The organism is Nocardia sp. NPDC004123 (assembly GCF_053603795.1).
Window position 1 is genome coordinate 1 of record NZ_JBSGGG010000063.1, and the last position, 3,993, is coordinate 3,993.

The 3,993-nt window shown below is 66.7% G+C and carries 1 protein-coding gene and 1 pseudogene; one reads left to right on the plus strand and one right to left on the minus strand.

The window, feature by feature from the left end; all coding sequences use genetic code 11:
- Positions 1-331 precede the first annotated feature (331 nt).
- Positions 332-3,607, plus strand: coding sequence for a protein kinase domain-containing protein (locus ACWEQQ_RS44850; RefSeq protein ID WP_452352544.1), 3,276 nt, complete (start codon positions 332-334; stop codon positions 3,605-3,607).
- Between the two features lie 291 nt (positions 3,608-3,898).
- Here ACWEQQ_RS44850 and ACWEQQ_RS44855 read toward each other — a convergent pair.
- Positions 3,899-3,993 (minus strand): annotated as a pseudogene (locus ACWEQQ_RS44855) (transglycosylase SLT domain-containing protein); the annotation flags it as partial.

Below are 3,993 nucleotides of genomic sequence, written 5' to 3' on the forward strand. Positions count from 1 at the left end.
GTTTCGGGTGAATCGGCCGCGTCGGCAGTGAAGACAGCATTGATTGCGGGCCTGTGTCGGCACGACGGCCGATCTACCCGAGACATACCTATTTCTGCTTCTTGCTCAATCCGCGTGCGGGGTCCGCGCGTAGCGGTGGAGACCCGTGACCCGGCTGCGGGAACGGGCCGGCCCGTGTCCCTGTATTCGGCTGTTCGCACCGCGTTTTCCAACTCTGGAGCGCCTTCCCGATAGCTCGGGTTGCCGAGGTTCGGCGGGGATACGCTGTGCGTTGACGAAGATTTGCCGGGTGTTGCTCGGTGCCGGGACGCCGGTGAATGGTGGGCCGCTGATGAGTGAGGACGATCGGTTCCTGACAGTTCGTGACGTGTTCGAGTCGGTCACGGACGAATTGGCCGCAGCTGGGTTCGAGGATGCCGAGGAGATCGGCCGGGGCGGTTTCGGGGTGGTCTACCGCTGCACACAGACCGAGCTGGATCGGACGGTGGCGGTGAAGATCCTCACCGCCGAACTGGACGAAGAGAACCGGGCGCGGTTCTTCCGGGAGCAGCAGGCGATGGGCCGGTTGACCGGGCATCCGAACATCGTGACGATGCTGCAGGCGGGTGCCACCGCGAGCGGGCGACCCTATCTGGTGATGCCATATCACGCGGTCGGCTCGCTGGAGGCACGGATCCGCGGGCAGGGTCCGCTGCCGGTCGAGACCGTGTTGTGGATCGGGGTGAAGATGGCAGGGGCGCTGGAGAGCGCGCGTCGCCTCGGCATCGTGCATCGGGATGTGAAGCCGGGCAATGTGCTGCTGACCGAGTACGGCGAGCCGGCGCTCACGGATTTCGGTATCGCGCGGATCGCCGGGGGGTTCCAGACGACCGCGGGCACTCTGACCGGGTCGCCGGCGTTCACGGCCCCCGAGGTGCTCGAGGGCCAGACTCCCACGTCGGCCGCGGATGTCTACGGGCTGGGTGCCACTTTGTTCTGTGCGTTGACCGGGCATGCGGCGTTCGAGCGTCGTAGCGGGGAGAACGTGGTGACCCAGTTCCTGCGGATCACCACCCAGCCGGTGCCGGACCTGCGCGACAGCGGCATCCCCGACGACGTGTCCGCGGTGGTCGCGGCGGCGATGAGCCGCGATCCCCTCCAACGGCCGTCGGCAGCGGCGCTGGGGGAGTCGATCCAGCGCGCGCAGCGCCACCACGGGTTTACGGTCGAAGAGATGGCGTTGCAACCCGAACCGGCCCCAGAGCGCCGGGACAAGCCCGCCACGCCGGGGTGGCGCCTACCGGTGCCGCCGATCTCCCGGAGTGCGGGCACATTGCCGCTGGAGTTGACCAGTTTCGTCGACCGCCGCACTGAGCTGGCGGAGTTGAAGAATCTGCTGTCGGCGGCCCGGTTGGTGACGCTGACCGGGATCGGTGGTGTCGGCAAGACCCGGCTGGCGTTGCGGGCGGCGGCGACCGCGCGCCGGGAGTTCACCGACGGGGTGTGGTTGGTCGAGCTGGCCGATGTCCATGACCCGTCCCTGCTGGTCAACGCGGTGGCGGCCGCCCTGGACTTGCGCGATGATCCGGCGCGGCCGTTGTCCGAGGTGTTGGTCGAGTTCCTGTCCACTCGGAAGTCGCTGCTGGTGCTGGACAACTGCGAGCAGCTGGTGGCGGCGGTGGCGGAACTGGTCGGGACATGGTTGCGGAGTTGTCCGGACCTGCGGATTCTGGTCACCACCCGCGAACCGCTCGATATCGCCGGCGAGGCGGTGCTGCTGGTGCCGGCGCTGACGATGCCGGACCCGGATCGGGAGCCGTCGCCGCGGGAACTGCGACGCAACGACGCGGTGACCTTGTTCGCCGATCGTGCGGCCGCGGTGGTGCCGGGTCTGGAACTGTCCGACGACGACAAGGCCGCCGTGGCTCGGATCTGTGTCCGGTTGGATGGATTGCCGCTGGCGATCGAGCTGGCGGCTGCGCGGATGCGCACCATGTCGCCCGAGCAGATCCTGGCGCGCCTCGACGATCGATACGCGCTGCTGACCCGTGCCACCCGTACCGCGCCCACCCGGCAGCAGGCCCTGCGATGGTGTGTCGACTGGAGCTACGAATTGTGCAGCCCGGCCGAGCAGCGGTTGTGGGCCAGGCTGTCGATATTCGCCGGAGGCTTCGAACTCGATGCCGCTGAACAGGTGTGCGGTGCCGACCTTGCTCCCGAGGATCCGGTCGATGTGCTGTCCTCGCTGATGGACAAGTCGATCGTGATCCGCGAGGAGTCGAATGGTGTGGTGCGGTTCCGGATGCTGGAGACAGTCCGCGACTACGGCCGAGAGAAGCTGCACGAGGCCGGCGAGGAGCAGCAACTACGGCGCCGGCACCGCGACTGGTACCAGCAATTGGCGCTGGCCGCAGAGGCCGAGTGGATCAGCGACCGGCAGGCCTACTGGACCGCCAGGCTCGAACGCGAACAACCCAACCTGCGCGACGCGCTCGAATACAGCCTGGCCGAGGACACCGAGCAGGCAGCCGAGGCGGGATTGCAAACCGCCGCCGCACTATTCGTGTTCTGGACTTTCCGAGGTCTGTACAGCGAAGGTCGCCGTTGGATCAACCGGCTCCTGCACCACCCGGCCCGGCAATCCGTACCCGATCGTGTCAGAGCCCTTCATGCCGGCTGCATCATGGCAGCGGTGCAGGGCGACGTGCCGGCGGCTGCCGCCCTTGCAGAGGAGGGACGCGTGCTCGCCGAACAGGTTCCCACCCCGATGAACCAGGCACTGATCGCCTACGCCGACGGTATCGTGGCGCTCTATCGCGGTGAGCTTGCCCTAGCGGTCTCCTGCTTGGAACGCGCTGTCAGGATGCTCGACTCGAATCGGCAAGGATCCCTTTACGCTGTTGCTTTGGCCCGACTCGGTGGGGTGCACGCGCTGGCCGGTGATACAGAAGTGGCGATCCAGTGTTACCGGCAGTTGATCTCCATCACCGAAGAGGTCGGTGAATCGTACTTCCGGTCGCTAGCGTTGTGGGGCCTGGGCGTTGCCGCCTGGCGGCAAGGTGAACGGTCCCGTGCAACCGAATTGTTCGAGGACGCTCTGCGAGTCAACCGGCGAATGCGCAGTCCGTTCGTCGCCGCGTTGAGCCTCGAGGTGCTGGCCTGGGTCGCCGGTGCCAACGGTGACGCCGAGCGTGCAGCCGTACTGATGGGAGCCGCAGAAGAAGGACGGCGGTCCTTCGGGAACCCTGCGCCCATCGTGCCAATGGTGGACAATCACGACGAGTGCGTCCGGACAACGCGATCCGCTCTCGGCGCCCGCAGATTCGATGCGGCATTCCGCAAAGGCCGGGCGATGGGGATGGACGATGCCGTGGCTTATGCACTCGGTGAGACACCTGCCGACACCGTGCCCGCATCGGGTCCGGCCGCGGCGCTCACCAAGCGTGAGAACCAGGTCGCGGACCTCATCGCGCAGGGCCTCACCAACAAGCAGATCGCCGCCAAACTGGTGATCTCCCAACGCACCGCCCAGGGCCACGTCGAGCACATCCTCACCAAGCTCGGATTCACCTCCCGCGCGCAAATCGCGGCCTGGATCGCAGAGGACGCCGAACGACAGATTCGGTGACCGTGCCGGCCGGCAATGGAATCCGGTACTCGGGGAAGCTCGAGGGCGAAGGATCGAGGCACCATCGAGGTCGCGGCCATCAGCCCGAAAAGCCCTGGCCCACACCGCAATACCGCCAGACCGGCAGCGTAGTCACCGCCGAAAACAACCGAGCCGCTCTGTTCCGCACCTGTGAGTGTGACGCCACAGCGTGGCTGGTTGAGGCTCGGCCCGACAACCTCGCGACGCTGCGAGATTGCCGGGCCGAAGTCGAGGATCACGCCCTTGTATAGAGGGCCGGGTTATCGACGATCAGTATGCGGAGTTGACGTTGTCCATGGAGCCGTAGCGTGCGGCGGCGTAGTTGCAGGCGGCGGTGATGTTGGCTACGGGATCGTAGATGTCCC

Coding starts and splice junctions, on each gene's coding strand:
- ACWEQQ_RS44850 (WP_452352544.1), top strand. CDS start 332: ATGAGTGAGGACGATCGGTTCCTGACAGTTCGTGACGTGTTCGAGTCG.